A 14,567-nucleotide genomic window follows, 5' to 3' on the forward strand; every position below is an offset into this window, starting at 1 on the left:
TCCTTTCACCTGTGCATCCGACCTTCTTTCCTTGGAGGCCCGACCGCTTTTTTCACCATCGCTCCGGCTTGTTCCGCCTGTCTGTAAGGCCTTCCTTCTCCCGCTTTGGCCCTTCCTTCCACACCTCTTAGCAAGAGGCGGGTTCCGGGAGCGTTTTCTTCCCGCTTTCGGCGATGCGCTATCCTCCCCTCCCTCTTAGCAAGAGGCAAGTCTCTGTAATACATGTATTAACCCTTTATTCACAGGCAATGAAAAGACCCTTTATTCTTCTGCTTCTCCTGCTTACCCTAGGGCATTCCCATGGTCAGGAGCCCGGCACTCGCCGGGGTACGGACTCCGTCCGTGTCTATTTCCGTCAGGGCGAATCGACCCTCGACCCGCTTTTCCGGGAGAACGGTACGCGACTGCATGCCTTCACCGAACGTTTCCGAACCCTGCTTCAGGACCCCTCGCGTCGCATCCTCGGCCTGCGCGTCACGGCCGGGGCTTCCCCTGAAGGGAGCACGGTCATCAACCGCCGTCTCTCCGAGGAGAGGGCGGAATCCATCCGAAGGTTAGTGTACGACTACTTCCCCCGTGAGGTGGGCTGGCTTGCCACCGTTCCCAAAGGCATCGACTGGGAAGGGCTGGAACGGCTGGTGGATGCCGACCACTCCATCCCCTACCGCTACGAGGTGCTGGAAATGCTCCGCCACACACCCGAGTGGATCACGCAGGGAGGCGTCGTGACGGACGGTCGCAAGCACCGCCTGATGCTGATGAACGGAGGCTCCGTGTGGAGATACCTCGACAGGTGGTTCTTCCCCGAACTGCGCGCCTCCACCCTGCACGTGTGGTACGAGTCGGACAGACAGCCGGCCGCGGCGCGCGACACGCTCTATATCTCCCTGCCTGTCCGCGAGCCGGAGAGGCAGCGGGACACGGTGTACGTGCCCGTGCCCGCCGGGGGGAACACGGCCGTCAACAACAGCTTCTACGGCACGGCGCCCGCCGCGCAGGACAGCCCGCTCCCCGCCCCGCGCAAGCCTTTCCACATGGCCGTGAAGACGAACCTGCTCTACGACGCCGTCGTGGTCCCCAACCTCGGGCTGGAGTTCTACTTAGGCCGCGGCTGGTCCATAGCGGGCAACTGGATGTACACATGGCTCAAGGATGACAACCGCTACCGCTACCACCGCGTCTACGGCGGCGACCTCGAAGTGCGGCGCTGGCTGAGCTACGGCCGCAAGCCGCTGACGGGGCACCACATGGGCGTCTACGGCCTGCTGCTGACCTACGACCTCGAATGGGGCGGCAAGGGCTACTTAGGCGACCGCTGGAGCTACGGAGGCGGCATCTCCTACGGCTACTCCGCCCCCATCGGACGCCGTCTCAACCTCGACTTCACCCTCGGCATCGGCTATCTGGACGGGGAGTATTACGAGTACGTCCCGCAGGAGGGGCATTACGTGTGGAAAGCCACCAAGAAGAGGCGCTGGTTCGGCCCCACCAAGGCCGAGGTGTCATTGGTGTGGCTGCTGGGGCACGATAACGTAAACAAAAAGAAAGGAGGCAAACGATGAAAACGAAGGAAATGATGGAAACAATGAAGGCCGTGGCTGCCGCCGCCATACTGACGGCCTGCGCTGCGCTCGTCGCCGCATTCGTTGCCTGCACGCTCTGCTCGTGCGAGCACAAGGAGCTGGGCATACCCGCCGCAGAAGGGGCGCAGGTGAGCGTACGCTTCGACTGGAGCGGGGCTACGGGAGCCCAAGTCTCGGGAATGGCCCTCTGGCTCTTCCCCGAGGAGGGCGGGAAGCCCATCCCCTACGACTTCGACAACCCGCAGGGCGGAACCGTCACCGTTCCGTGGGGACGCTACCGGGCGCTCTACATCAACAACGACACAGAGACCATCCTGATGCGGGGGACGGAGAAGTACGCCACCTTCGAGCTGTACACACGCCCGAGCAGGCTGCTCGAACCGCTCAACCTCCCGGGGACGCTGCCCGAGGGTGCCAACCCGGCGGGCGAACCCGTGGTACTGGCTCCCGAAGCCGTGTGGGGAGGGAGCCGCACAGACATCGACCTGCAGCCCGGGGCGGAGACCTACACGCTGGTGCTGCCCGTCTACCCGCGGGTGTGCACTTACAGCTTCGAGCTGAAGGGGATAAAGAACCTGAAATACGCCTCTGCCGTGAGCGCCGCCTTCTCCGGAACGGCCGGCTCGCTCTTCCTTGGCGGGGATAAGCCCGCCGAAGGGCGGAGCATGGTTCCTTTTCCCGCGGCATCGGACGGCAAGGAGACGGTCACGGGCCGTACGTTCGTCTTCGGGGCATCCACGGGTACGGACACCTCGCGCGCCCTCACCCTCGTCTTCATCCTGGCCGACGGCAGCAAGCACTACTACCGCTTCGACGTGAGCGACCGGGTGAACAATGCGCCCGACAAACGCAACGTGCACATCCTGCTCGAGGGCCTCACGCTGCCCAAGCCCATCGTCAACGGAGGAGGGTTCCATCCCGACGTGGACGAGTGGGAGACGGAAAACGAAGAGCTGAAGATGTAAAAGATAAACAAGATCGTGATGCGGGCCTCCGGCCCGATAATAAGTGAATAAATAAATAATCAATCAACTAACTCTAAATGAATGAAAGTATGAAAACTATTAAGACAATGAGACAACTGTTCTGCGCGGGCCTCGCGCTTCTGGCGCTGGCCGCCTGCTCGCAGGACGAAACCACCCGGGCGGATCGAAGCGGTGCCATCGGCTTCCGCACCATGCTGGGAAAAGCCACCCGTGCCGTGACCACCAAGGCCAACATGGGTAAGTTCAACGTGACGGCCTTCCCCACCGGAGGGACCAACTACTTCACCAACTTGGAGGTGGCCTCGCCCGACAACGGAACCACCTGGAACACCGCTGCTACCTACTACTGGCCCGCAGGGACACTGAACTTCACGGCCTACGCACCGGTCGACATCAAAACGCTGGTGACCATCGACAAAGACGGGCAGAAGATAGCCGCCTACTCGCCCGTGCAGAAAGTGGCCGACCAGAAGGACATCGTGGTGGCCTTCAACGCCGGAGGCAAGACCACCTACGGAGCCACGGGCGTGCCGATGAACTTCAAGCATGCCCTCTCGCAGATAGAGGTGAAGGCCAAATGTACCAACGGCAACCTCAAGGTGAAGGTGATGGGCGTGAAGCTGGGAGCGGTCAACTCGAAGGCGGACTTCGCTTTCCCGCAGACGGAGACAGCCGCAGCTTACGTCGTACCTCGCGCCAATTGGTCGAACTTGTCCACTCCAAAGGACTATCTGGCCGAAGACGCTGCCGGCACCGGATTGACGCTGACTGCTGCTGCACAAAGCATCATGTTCGGTTCGGACAACTTCCTGATGATTCCCCAGCAGCTGGAGGCCTTCAGCAAGACCAAGCTCGGAGGGGCGTACATCGGTGTGTTCTGCCAGATCTCCAGCGACGACGGCGAGGGCAACCTCACGCAGATTTATCCGGGCGGAAATGCCAACGCCTACGCCTTTACTGCCGTGGGCATCGACACCGAGTGGCTGCCGGGCAAGAAGTACATCTATACGCTGACCTTCGGCGACGGCGGCGGTATCGTTCCGCCCAACCAGGAAAACCCGAACGACCCGACGATTACTCCTCCTACGCCTCCGACGCCTCCCAACCCGAGCACGCCGGGCGACCCCATCCTGGACAAGCCCATCAAGTTCACCGTTACCGTGGATAACTGGACAGACCAGTCGGAGAGCGTGAACATGTAAAGGCCGCGTGAGTAACCCGCATCACGAAACCGGGCGGAAAGGTCGGGACCGGAACGGACTTCTTCTTATCCGATGACCTTTGTGAGTCTTTCCGGGGAGGGCGCGGCGCAGGGAATGCGCGCAAGCCCTCCATACCTTTCCGTCCACGTAATATAGCGGTTAGTGGTCAGCGATGAGTGGCCGGCGGGCTGCGCCCTGCCAACCGTGAACAACTAATCACTAACTGCTAACCGTTAATCACTAACCACTAATCACTAACCGTTAATCACTAATCACTAATCATTAACGCCAAATAATATGGAAAAGAAACATTTCATGGGTATGCTTGCCGCGGGTGCGGCGGCATTGCTGTTCTCGACGCTTCCTGCCGGCTGCACGGACGGGCGGGATGAGATTCCCTCCCCGGGAGGGAGGATAGGGTTTGCGGTCGACCTCCGGAAAGATGGGGATGCGGCGCAGGCCGCACTGACAAAGGGTGCACAGACAAAAGGCGGTGCAACGCAGCCGGACACGCTGCCCGCCGTGAGCGTCATCGCCCTGGAAGATGACGGCTCCGGGCAGATGGAGCCGCTCTACCTGCACGCCGTGACTACGGACGGCATCGGGGACGACGCAACCCCGCAAACCGGCGGTGCACGTACCAAGGCCGCACCCGTGGACAATGCCACGATGTACGACGAGATGTGCGTCACGGCCTTCGTCTATCCGGTGGTGCAGAGCTGGCCGGCGGCCTTTACGGGCGGCAGCGCCACAAGCTACATGCGCACCGTCAGGGTGAAGAAGAGCGATGCCTGGAGCACCGAGTACCGCTGGCCGGGAGCTGCGCGCAGAATCTCCTTCTTCGCCGTGGCGCCCTACGACAGCCCGGGGCTGACAAGGCTGACCGACGGCTCGGGAAGCACGCTGCCCTACCTGAGCTATGCTGTGCCTGCCGATGTTGCCGACCAGAAAGACCTCTTGGTGGCTGCCTCGACCGACAAACCGGGGAACACGAACGCCGCCGAGCCGCTGACGATGAAGCATGCGCTGACGGCCGTGCGCTTCGTCACGGGCGACGACATGCTGGCCGGAACGGTATCGAAGATCACGCTGAAAGGCGTGCATAGTACGGGCAGGCTGCCCCTGCAGGCTTCGGCCGCATGGTATGATTTGGGCGGGGCGAGGGACTTCGCACAGACGTTCTCGCCCGAGGCCGTGGCGCCCGACCCGCAAGCGCCGGATACGCCTCTGACGCCCGAAACGGCCACTTTTATGATGCTGCCGCAAACGCTGCCTGCCGGGGCGAAGATAGAGGTGAGGTACACCGACGGCCTGACCAACACGCAGCGCACCCTTACGGCGAATATTGCCGGAAAGACCTGGCCCATGGGAAAGACGGTGACCTACCGCATCAGCACGAGCAGCATCGTGATTACATCCACATTGGAGGTGACACCGCCGGCTGACTACACCTACCAAGGGGGAAACGGCAGCTACACCGTGAAGAGCTACGCCTCCGTGTCGGGCGGAGGGAGCACGGCGAACGTGCCCATAGCCTGGGAAGTGGAATACTCCGAAGACGGGGTGAGCTGGAACAGCACCAAGCCCACATGGCTCACGACATTCACCGAAAGCGGCGCGGGCGGAACCTCGCCCTCTACATATACCGCCACCGTGGCGGCGCAGGTGAACAGCGCCCCGGCCGACCCGCACAACGAGGCGTTGAAAAACGCCGCACCGGTGAACGACGGGACAAACGCCGACATATACGACCTCTCCACCCACGACGGGCAGGGCAATACCGCCCCCATGCGTACGGCCAACTGCTACATAGTGAACGCCGCCGGGAGGTATAAATTACCACTGGTGTACGGAAACGCGGTGGATTACGTCAAGGTGCCCGGCACGGGGAAGAATACATCGGCATATATCGCCGGGGCAAGTGGCAGCAATATATTGAGTCCCTTTATCAACCACCGTGGATCAGGTATTACCGACCCGTATATTTACAACAATACCTATTGTACACCGGCAAGTTGCACGCTGGTTTGGCAAGACGAGCCGAACCTTGTTACGGACATATCCCTCTCTTCCGACGGGCACTACCTCGAGTTTACCGTGGGGCAGGCCACCATCCGGCAGGGCAACGCCGTAGTGGCGGTGCGCGACGCCTCGAACACCATACTTTGGAGCTGGCACATCTGGGTGACGGACTACAAGCTGGGCACGGGGCTGAAGACCATCACCAATTATCAGCACCATCACTACACACTGATGCCCGTCAATCTGGGTTGGTGCGACGGAAAGGAGGAGACCTACGCCGAACGCACCGTGCAAGTACGCTTCAAGCAGAAGCCTACGGCAGGATACACGCCGGCGGCGACACAGACCATCACAGTGAAACAGAAAGCGCATACCATTACAGCACTTGGCAACAATACCTATTACCAGTGGGGACGTAAAGACCCGTTCGTAGGGGCATTGGAAGGAAAAAATGGAAGTTCGAACAGCATCAACAAGACTTGGTATGACGCATCGGGGGCAACCCACACCGACGAGCGTCCTGCAACAAGCGGTTTCTCATACTATAATGCCTGCATCACTTCCGGTATCACCCGGCCTAATACGTACTGTACGAATGGTCACATGGATTATAAATATTATAACCTATGGGACGCGAATAAAAATACTACTGCTGTCAACAACAACTCTGTTGTAAAGACCATCTACGACCCTTGCCCCGCAGGCTACAAAATGCCTCCGGGCAATGTTTACACCGGCTTTACTACAACCGGAAGCAGTACAAGTGATCCGAACCAATTCAATGTAAGTGGTGCTTGGAACCACGGTTGGAACTTCCATTGCGGACTGAACCACACCGGAGACACCGTATTTTTCCCTGCGGCGGGCTATCGGGGCGACAGTTCCGCAGCCTACAACGTGGGGAGCCACGCCTACTATTGGACGGCGGGGCCGTTCAACACGTACGGCGGGTGGAACCTGCTCTTCTACTCGAGCCTCGTGACCCCGCTGCACAACTACGGCCGGGGCCACGGCTTCGAGGTGAGGGCGGCGCAAGAATAAAGGGAGCGGAGCGACCGTGTCGGCTTCATACCTTTCGTATACATAGTATTAACCGATTAAAAACACGTGTTTATGAAACAAGAACACATCCGTCCGCCGCCCGGCAGGGGCACGATTGTGCAAGGTGCGAAACAGCCTATATACGGGGTGCGAAACCTCGCATATACGAGGCGAGTGACGTCGCATATACGAGATGAGCAACGTCGCATATACGAGACTGAGCACGTCGCATATACGAGACCGGGCACGTCGCATATACGAGACCGGGCGGCACGTCGGCAGATGGCCGGAGAGGCCTCCCGGCAGAGAGTCAACCTTTTAATTATCAACTAAATACATTACTATCATGAGTATAAAATATAAATTGACGAAGAAGAAGAATCCGATGAAGAAAGACGATCCCGCCAAGTGGTATGCCATCCCCAACAGCGAGAAGCCGTTGGCCCAAAAGGCACTGACCCGCGCCGCCACAACCAACACCACCATGGCAGCCATCGAGCTGGAAGCCGCCATGGAGCTGCTGGCGGCCTTCATCCCGCAGCAGTTGCAGCAAGGGCATACGGTGAACGTGCCCGGTCTGGGCTCGTTCCGCCTCTCCTTCAAGAGCGACGGTGTGGAGAAGGTAGACGACTTCCGCCCGGAAAAGATGATCAAGTCGCCCCGCGTGGTCTTCACCCCCTCGAAGGAGCTGAAAGAAAGAACCTTGCACGGCCTTAGCTACGAAGAGGGCGGCGTGCTGGAAAACAAAGTAAGCTACGCCTCGCTGGCGGACTACCGCAAAGCCAAAGGACTGCCAACACCGGGAGAAAGCGGCGGCACAGGCGGCAGCAGCACGGGCGGCGGCGGTGGCACGGGCTCGGGCGGCCAAGGAGAGAATCCGCTTGGTTAGCGGTTAGTTGTCAGTGGTGAGCGATTAGTGGGTGGTGAGTGAAAAACAGAAAGCCTCGAAGCCACACGGACAGCGCTCACCGCTCATCACTAACAACTAACCACTTATCGTTAACCACTCATCACTCATCACTAATCGCGCCATTATCCATGAAATCCTATCGAATCAGCAAAAGAATGCAGGAAGCGGCGGAATTCCGCAAAAACAGCCTTATAAACATCGACATGAAGGGAGAGGCGTTCACGGCCTACGACCGCTCGGCCCTGATATTGCACGCCATATACCCTCAACTGCCGTTGCGCCACGCGACCGGCGAAGACGGAAGGACACGGCCGATGGTGACGGACATCCCGCAGAGAATCATACTCGAGGTGTGCCGCAAGTACCGGTTGGTGGAGGCGACGGCGAGGCTGGTAGATGGTGGTTATGGGAGGTCACCGCATTACTTCAGCGCCTCCAACGTGTAGCCTTGCTGTTGCAGCAGGTTCAACACGCCGTTGTCGCCGGGCAGGTGGCCGGCACCTACTACGAAAAGGGTGGGGGCTTCGCTCATGATGGCGGGCATCTTCTCTGCCCATGCTTTGTTGCGGTTGTCAATCAATGCTTCCATTTCTCCGGGAAGAGGGTCGCAAGCGTCGCCGCGACGTTCGGCAAGCAGTTGCTGCACGATATTCAAGTCTTGCTTCTGATAGGCTGCAATCACACGTTTGACCTGTCCCACGGTTCTGTCGATGTCATGGGCCATGCAGTGCAGAAGTTCTGCCTGACGTTTCAATGTCTGACTATTGAACAGGATGTCTATTTGCGATTGGACTGTTTCCAGTCCGCCCACTTTCTTGCCCTGCTGCTGTGCCTGTTGCTGGAAATAGTTGTCGAGCTGTTCCTGCGGGTTGAAGCCCGGCGTATGTCTCATGTAGAGTATCACGGCAAGCTGTTGGGTGATGGCGGCCGGCTTCAGCTGCGCCAGCATGGCGATGTCCGCCATCATGTTCTCTTTAATCACTTTGCCTACTTCTTCATACTGTTCGGGTGTGAAGAGGCTTTGCAGCGTACTGTCCTCGGGCATCATCATCTGCTGTTGCATGCTTTGCATGAAAGCGGGCGACATCATTTCGCTCATCACCACTTCGCCGTAAATCTGCGTGGTTTCGTTCACGGCTTGCGGCAGGGCGGCAATGCTGTCTTTGATGCCGAGGGGCGCGAGGTGGTAGGTGCCGAAGATGTACGACGGCTTTTCCAACCCCTTGCCGGAGATTTTCCACAAGAGTTGGGCATGGGCGCTCTGCACAAGGCAGATAAGAAGGAGGAGGCTGATGATTTTCTTCATTTGTTCTTTTGTTTTAAGAGTGTGAATTGTTTAATCTGTTTGTTCGGTCGTTGCCTGCGTTTCCTGCATCGGCGCCTGTCCGGTCGTCTCCGCCGCTTCCCCGGCGGTTTCCTCTTCCACACGGATGTTGAAGTAGTCTTCCAGTTCCTTTTCGGCAGAGTTGTGCTCGTTCTTGATGTCGCGGATGATGACGCCGTTTTCCAGTAGGGCGATGCGCGGACACACGTCTACCGTATGGTTGAGGTTGTGGCTGGAGATGATGACGGTGGCACCATGTTCTTCGTTATACTTCTTCAGCAGGTGCTTGATGATGGATTGCGAGCTGGGGTCGAGGAAGTTGAACGGCTCATCCAGAATCAGCAGTTGCGGATGATGGAGCATGGCCGAGATGATGCCCACCTTCTGTTTGTTTCCCATGGAGAAGTTGCGGATGAACTTTTTCTGTCCCAGCACCTCGCCGTTCATGAATCGCTCGAAGGGAAGGAGACGTTCGTCCACCTCTTCTTTCTTCAGTCCGTACATCTTGCCGATGAAGTGGAAATACTCTTCGGGCGTCAGGTAGTCTATCAGGAAACCGTCGTCGATGAAAGCACCCGTGCCTTTTTTCCACTCTTCGCTCCGGCTTACGTCGATGTCGTCGATGGTGACGTTTCCTCTGTCGGCTTTCAGCAGGTCGAGAATGAGGCGGAAGAGGGTGGTCTTGCCCGCACCGTTGTTGCCCACCAGCCCCAGCATATCGCCCTGATGGATGGTATAATTCTTAATGTCGACGGCAACTTTGCTGCCGAATCGTTTCTGAAGATCTGTAATCTGTATCATTTGGTCTATTGGGTTTTAGCGTTCTTGTTTGCTTGAATTTCTATTTCTGTCTGCTGTCTCTGAATCCTTCCATATTCCGGTAGCGGCGTTTCATGAAGCGATGGTAGACGTTTCGCAGCCAGAGGCGCGAAGTGGCGATGAATGCGATGCCGATAACGATGAAGATGCCGGCCACGGTGCTTTCGTCGAACAGTGCTTGAAGCGCGTACAGCAGAATCAGAGGCAGGCCGAAAGCCGCAAGAGAGATGAGGTTTTGCATTCCCGTCCCCATGTTGCGTTGGGTCATCGTGTTATTCATGTCCACCGTCTTGTTGTTGTAGACGGCCATCTGGAACATGCAGAAGTAGACAAAACCGGGGATGAAGAAGAACCACGAAAGGCAGGTCAGCAGCGTGACCTTTCCCATCACGATGGCCGGTATCATCAGCAGGAGCGGGATAACCTGCCCGCAGGTGTAGATGGTATATTTGGCCTGCAACAAAGCGTAAATGCTCTCCTTGCGGCTCATCAGCCCGTCTATGTAGTTGCCCTCATAGCCCATGATGGTGCTTAAGAAGAGAAGGCCGAAAAGAACGAAATTGTACATCACGAGGAAACTTTTCATGCCTCCCTGATAGGCGTCGGTAAAGGCGATGAGCACGCTGAACATGATGACCACGCCTCCGGCCGAATAGATGGCACGTTTGCATATCTTGTTGCGCAGCAGCAGTTTCAGTTCCAGCTTCATGTATTCGCCCACCTGCCCGTAGCGCTCGAGGAAGCGGTATTCCGATACGCTCTTCACCTGCACGGTGGTGTCTTCCACCTTGTTGATTTCGTTGTACACCATGCGGCCTATCACGTGGCGGGCTGTCAGATAGAAGCAGGCTATCACGGCCAATGTACCGGCAAAGGTGAGCGGGTTGCCTTGGATGTATCCCTCGCCCACATCGGTGGAGAAGTCGAACACCGGGCTATTGTCAGGTATGAACATGACGGCGGCAATGGCTCCGTAAACACCCACCGGAAGCAACAGCCACCAGAAACGCTGCCCCATCAGCGTGCGGCAGAGCAAGTACCAGTAGTTGTTGACAAGCATCAGCAGCCAGATACCTGATAAATAGGTGATGACTCCCGCAACTCCATAGAAGCGGGTGACGGTGATGACGGCAAACGGTACGAAGAAAAAGAACCAGAAGAGATTGAACAAATCCAGTCCTGAACGAAGCAGCAGACAGTCGATGAGCCGGCGGCGCTTGACGGGAAGCAGGATGTAGGGTTTCACTTCTTGGGTGGGTGTCTTTTGGAAAGGCATGCGGGTGACAAAGTCGAGCACAAGGACGAACATCAGGCCGGAGTTCAGAATGTGATAAGGCTCCGTGGATTCGCCTTGCAGGGCAAAGGCAAACATGGTTCCGAAAAAGATGAGATAGCCTGCCCAGAAAGCGGTCATCAGGTAGATCCAGAACTTGGCAAACCGGCTCTTCTCGTACATCGGGTTGCGCTTGTCGGCCAGCCTTCCGTGTTTTCGCAATACTAAAAAGAGGTTCATTGTGGGATATGTATTTAGTTGGTATGTAAAAAGAGGGCGTGACAAAGGCTGAATGGCCGGCATTGCCATGATATGATTCAGGCACGGGCTTCACTGATTGATGCGGTTTTATGAGCTAAACCCGTAGTCTCCGTGCAATCCGTGCCTGAAAGAAATCACATAGGCATTCTTTTTTTTGATACACCCTTTTCCGTAAGTCGGATTATGACACTCTGCCTGTGCTTATTTGGTTTCGGGCACAGTCAGGACAACTGTGATTTTGTTGCCTTGCTTCAGAATGTCGGCGGCAAACTGCTGTATGTCTTTGGCGGTAACAGCGTTTATCGTAGCCTCATAATCCTTGGTGTTGTCTATGCCGGTGCTGAAGTATTCGTCCAGATTGCCCAGCCAGTAGCCGTTCTCTTTCTGGTTGTCTTTATACTTCTTCAGCATATATTCCTTAATCTTTTGCAGATGCTCGGCAGTAGGACCTTCGGCAGCCACCTTTTGCAGTTGCTGGTCGATGATGCCGTTCAGGTGGTCTTTCTTGGCAGGGTCGGTCTGGTAGGCGATTTGCAGAATCAATTGCTCTTTCGGGGCTTTGGTCAGCGATCCGTAAGTGTTTACACCGTACGTACCGCCTTCCTTCTCGCGCACTTCCTCCGTATAGACAAGGTCGAGGGCCTGCGTGAGGAAACTCATCAGGATGCTGTTCCGCAGATTGTATTTGCATTGGCCGCTGTATAGCATGATGATGGTGCCCATGGGCGTCTGTTGCTCTTTGGCATACTCTTTTACGATGTTGCCCTTCTGTATGTCTACATGGTTGTCGCGGATGCTCTCTTTTGCGGCACCGGTAGCGGGCAGCGCGCCGAGATACTGTTCAATCAGCAGTTTGTCCTTTTCAAGGTCGATGTTGCCCACAAAGTAGAAGTTGAAGTCGCCTGCATTGGCAAAGCGTTCCTTGTAAAGCTCGATGACACGGTCGTAGTCAATCTTGTCCACCATATCCGGTTTCAGGTTGATGATGCGCGGATGGTTGTTGTACATCACTTTGCTAAGGGTGTCGCCTATGGAAGACAAAGGGTTGGCTTCCGCACTTTCCAATTGCGCTTTCAGGCGGCTCTTGAAGGAAGCGAACGCTTCTTCGTCCTTACGCGGGGCCGTGAAGGTCAGATAGGTGAGCTGCATCAACGTCTCAAAGTCTTTGGGCGAACAGTTGCCGTGCACATATTCCTGTGTGCCGCCCACACCAGCATTGACGGAAGCTTTCTTTCCGGCAAGCATCTTGGTCAGGTCTATCTTGCTGAAGTTGCCGATGCCACCCACAGAAATGACGTTGTTCATCACTTGCTGGTTGAAATTCAGCGCATCTTTGGTGTCGAACAGGCTGTTACCGCCGGCGCTATAGGCTTTCATGCGGATTTCGTCAGCCTTGAAATCGGTCTTTTTGATGTACACTTTCACTCCGTTGGAGAGCGTCAGCTCGGTAGTGCCGTAGATGGCATCCTGCTTTTCCGAAACAATCTTTCCGCCTTTGGGAGCTTCTTTCATCAGCGGTTCGTTTGAAACCTTGTCTACATACGCTGTGACATCGAAATCCTTCATTCCTTTCAGCAGGGCCACAACTTCCTCTTTGGTAGGATACTTAATGCCTTCTTTCTCGGGAGCAGCAATGAATACCACTTGATTGGTGTCTGCCACCAACTGAGTCTGAACCAACTGATTGATTGCAGCTACCGGGATGTTGGGAGCCACTTGGTTCATGGTGTTGTACTCGAACTCGATGCCGGGGATTGGTTCCGCATTCAGGAAGTGCTGTACATATTGCCTCACGTAAGCGTCGTTCTTATTCTTTTCGCGTTCGGTGTAGGCCGACTCCAGACGTTGCAGATAATTGGCACGAGCACGCTCGTATTCCGATTCAGTGAAACCGAAGCGGCGGACACGTTCCACTTCTGTCAATACGGCTTTCAACGCTTCGCCTATGCCTTCGGCTTTACTGCCGGCGCTTAGCGTAAAGGCTTCTTTGGTCTTGGAGAGGAAGTAGTCGTTATAGCCGGCACTGGCGTATATGAAAGGAGGGTTGGCCGATTGGCGCAGCTCGTTCAGGCGGTTATTCAACATATCCATAGACATGTCCAACAGATAGTCCTGCAACATATACATCATGTTTCCTTTGATGGAGTCGGGCGTAGCGTCTTGCTTGAAGAAAATCATGAAGCTGGGGTCGTCTACTTCTTTATCCTTGCCGATGTAAACAAGCGGCTCTTTGTTGTCCGATACGGGGAAGTAGATGCGTTCTGCGGGATTTACGGGTGCTTTCACATCTGCGAAAGTGGCTTTCAGTTTCTGCTCCATGGAGTCTACGTCGATGTCGCCTACGATGATGATGCCTTGCAGGTCGGGACGATACCATTTGGTGTAGTAGTCGCGAATGGCTTGGTAGGGAAAATTGTCGATGACATCGATGCTGCCGATAGGCATGCAGTCGGCATATTTCGAGCCGGGATATATGACGGGTTGTGCTTCGGTGTAGAGACGCAAGAGCCCGCTGTTGCGGCTGCGCCACTCTTCGTGAATGACGCCGCGTTCTTTGTCAATCTCCTTATCTTCCAGCAATACGGCATTGCTCCAGTCGTGCAGGATGAGCAGGCAGGAGTCTACCACGTTTTGGTTCTCGGTAGGCACATTGCTGATGTTATAAACCGTCTCGTCTACGCTGGTATAAGCATTCAGGTTGACGCCGAACTTGATTCCTTTTGTCTCGCACCAAGGAATGATACCCAATCCTTTTTCATTACCGGGGAAGTTCTTGGTTCCGTTGAAACACATGTGTTCCAGAAAGTGGGCAAGTCCGCGTTGTTGGGGCTCTTCGAGAATAGAGCCGACTTTCTGGGCGATGTAGAATTCAACGCGATGTTCCGGCAAGGCATTGTGGCGGATATAATAGGTCAGGCCGTTGTCTAACTTTCCGATGCGGACGTTCTTGTCAACCGGAATGGGAGGCATCTGCATTTGCGCAGATACTTGTTGGATATTGCAGCAAATAAGCAGTGCAATCATCCAGAAACAGTGTAATAAATGTTTCATTATTAAGCGATATTAATTGGTTTTTGTTTTATATGTCGAAGCCGTGAAGGATAAATCACAGCAGATGAATGTTTTTTTGATTTGCCGGATGAAAC

11 protein-coding genes are annotated in these 14,567 nt (G+C 55.9%); 7 read left to right on the top strand and 4 right to left on the bottom strand.

Annotated features, from left to right (window positions below; translation table 11 throughout):
- Positions 1 to 248 precede the first annotated feature (248 nt).
- From C3V43_RS05370 to C3V43_RS05395, 7 genes are all read left to right on the top strand, one after another.
- Entirely contained in the window at positions 249 to 1,562 is a 1,314-nt protein-coding gene (locus tag C3V43_RS05370; protein ID WP_106068920.1) for a DUF3575 domain-containing protein, read from the top strand.
- Positions 1,559 to 2,548 (top strand): DUF5119 domain-containing protein, encoded by a 990-nt coding sequence (locus C3V43_RS05375; RefSeq protein WP_106068717.1) that lies wholly within the window; start codon positions 1,559 to 1,561, stop codon positions 2,546 to 2,548. Before C3V43_RS05370 ends, C3V43_RS05375 begins: the two co-directional genes overlap by 4 nt.
- Positions 2,549 to 2,637: 89 nt before the next feature.
- Positions 2,638 to 3,771 (top strand): fimbrillin family protein, encoded by a 1,134-nt coding sequence (locus tag C3V43_RS05380; RefSeq protein WP_235655861.1) that lies wholly within the window; start codon positions 2,638 to 2,640, stop codon positions 3,769 to 3,771.
- Positions 3,772 to 4,068: 297 nt separating this feature from the next.
- Positions 4,069 to 6,834, top strand: coding sequence for a hypothetical protein (locus tag C3V43_RS05385; RefSeq protein WP_106068921.1), 2,766 nt, complete (start codon positions 4,069 to 4,071; stop codon positions 6,832 to 6,834).
- Between the two features lie 72 nt (positions 6,835 to 6,906).
- On the top strand, positions 6,907 to 7,167 hold the full coding sequence (locus tag C3V43_RS14665) for a hypothetical protein (RefSeq protein WP_129588729.1): 261 nt from the start codon (positions 6,907 to 6,909) through the stop codon (positions 7,165 to 7,167).
- Positions 7,168 to 7,180: 13 nt separating this feature from the next.
- Positions 7,181 to 7,723: an HU family DNA-binding protein gene (locus tag C3V43_RS05390; protein ID WP_106068922.1), complete on the top strand. Its 543-nt coding sequence runs from the start codon at positions 7,181 to 7,183 to the stop codon at positions 7,721 to 7,723.
- 149 nt (positions 7,724 to 7,872) lie between these two features.
- Positions 7,873 to 8,190: a hypothetical protein gene (locus C3V43_RS05395; RefSeq protein ID WP_129588730.1), complete on the top strand. Its 318-nt coding sequence runs from the start codon at positions 7,873 to 7,875 to the stop codon at positions 8,188 to 8,190.
- On the opposite strand, the gene C3V43_RS05400 is transcribed toward C3V43_RS05395, so the two are convergent.
- The 4 genes from C3V43_RS05400 to C3V43_RS05415 all read right to left on the bottom strand — a co-directional run bounded on the left by C3V43_RS05400 (position 8,166) and on the right by C3V43_RS05415 (position 14,472).
- Positions 8,166 to 9,050, bottom strand: coding sequence for a TraB/GumN family protein (locus tag C3V43_RS05400; protein WP_106068924.1), 885 nt, complete (start codon positions 9,048 to 9,050; stop codon positions 8,166 to 8,168). The two genes, C3V43_RS05395 and C3V43_RS05400, sit on opposite strands and share 25 nt — an antisense overlap.
- 30 nt (positions 9,051 to 9,080) lie before the next feature.
- Entirely contained in the window at positions 9,081 to 9,869 is a 789-nt protein-coding gene (locus C3V43_RS05405) for an ABC transporter ATP-binding protein (RefSeq protein WP_106068925.1), read from the bottom strand.
- A gap of 40 nt (positions 9,870 to 9,909) precedes the next feature.
- The gene (locus C3V43_RS05410) at positions 9,910 to 11,400 is read right to left on the bottom strand and encodes a DUF5687 family protein (RefSeq protein ID WP_106068926.1); all 1,491 of its coding nucleotides are present in this window, start codon (positions 11,398 to 11,400) and stop codon (positions 9,910 to 9,912) included.
- 222 nt (positions 11,401 to 11,622) lie between these two features.
- The gene (locus C3V43_RS05415; RefSeq protein ID WP_106068927.1) at positions 11,623 to 14,472 is read right to left on the bottom strand and encodes a M16 family metallopeptidase; all 2,850 of its coding nucleotides are present in this window, start codon (positions 14,470 to 14,472) and stop codon (positions 11,623 to 11,625) included.
- Positions 14,473 to 14,567 lie beyond the last annotated feature (95 nt).

It is taken from the genome of Prevotella heparinolytica, from assembly GCF_002998535.1.
GTDB classification, from domain to species: Bacteria; Bacteroidota; Bacteroidia; order Bacteroidales; family Bacteroidaceae; genus Bacteroides; species Bacteroides heparinolyticus.

Bases quoted from the DNA above. Each gene is read 5' to 3' on its own strand.
- C3V43_RS05370 (WP_106068920.1), top strand. From the start codon at position 249: ATGAAAAGACCCTTTATTCTTCTGCTTCTCCTGCTTACCCTAGGGCAT.
- C3V43_RS05375 (WP_106068717.1), top strand. From the start codon at position 1,559: ATGAAAACGAAGGAAATGATGGAAACAATGAAGGCCGTGGCTGCCGCC.
- C3V43_RS05380 (WP_235655861.1), top strand. From the start codon at position 2,638: ATGAAAACTATTAAGACAATGAGACAACTGTTCTGCGCGGGCCTCGCG.
- C3V43_RS05385 (WP_106068921.1), top strand. From the start codon at position 4,069: ATGGAAAAGAAACATTTCATGGGTATGCTTGCCGCGGGTGCGGCGGCA.
- C3V43_RS14665 (WP_129588729.1), top strand. From the start codon at position 6,907: ATGAAACAAGAACACATCCGTCCGCCGCCCGGCAGGGGCACGATTGTG.
- C3V43_RS05390 (WP_106068922.1), top strand. From the start codon at position 7,181: ATGAGTATAAAATATAAATTGACGAAGAAGAAGAATCCGATGAAGAAA.
- C3V43_RS05395 (WP_129588730.1), top strand. From the start codon at position 7,873: ATGAAATCCTATCGAATCAGCAAAAGAATGCAGGAAGCGGCGGAATTC.
- C3V43_RS05400 (WP_106068924.1), bottom strand. From the start codon at position 9,050: ATGAAGAAAATCATCAGCCTCCTCCTTCTTATCTGCCTTGTGCAGAGC.
- C3V43_RS05405 (WP_106068925.1), bottom strand. From the start codon at position 9,869: ATGATACAGATTACAGATCTTCAGAAACGATTCGGCAGCAAAGTTGCC.
- C3V43_RS05410 (WP_106068926.1), bottom strand. From the start codon at position 11,400: ATGAACCTCTTTTTAGTATTGCGAAAACACGGAAGGCTGGCCGACAAG.
- C3V43_RS05415 (WP_106068927.1), bottom strand. From the start codon at position 14,472: ATGAAACATTTATTACACTGTTTCTGGATGATTGCACTGCTTATTTGC.